At 61.1% G+C, this 352-nt stretch carries 1 protein-coding gene; it reads left to right on the forward strand.

The window, feature by feature from the left end:
* Positions 1 to 280: RES family NAD+ phosphorylase (locus tag AC1D0P_RS32750; protein ID WP_477680527.1), on the forward strand; the 280-nt coding region annotated here is incomplete at its 5' end.
* Positions 281 to 352 lie beyond the last annotated feature (72 nt).

Below are 352 nucleotides of genomic sequence, written 5' to 3' on the forward strand. Positions count from 1 at the left end.
TGTTTTCGACAGTCGGGATGTGGCCGCTCTCAAGGCAGAGGACATGGACCCAGCCGGCCTTGCGGACACGACATGGCGCGATCAGATGAAGAAAAGCGGCGAAGCGCGGACGCAGGCTTTCGCCCGCAACCTCGTCGCCAAAGGCTTTCATGGACTGCTGGTCAGAAGTTTCGCTCCCGGCACAGATCCGGATGATCTCAATCTCGTCCTTTGGACATGGGGCAATCCTGCCCCATCCCGCCTCGTGCTGATCGATGACGAAGGCCGCCTTTCGCGTTGAGCCGCGCTACCAGTAGATCAGCGGCAGGCCCGCAACAGGACTCCCGAAATACGGAATGCGGCTGCCCCTGAG

It is taken from the genome of Polaromonas sp. P1_G2 (assembly GCF_056405515.1).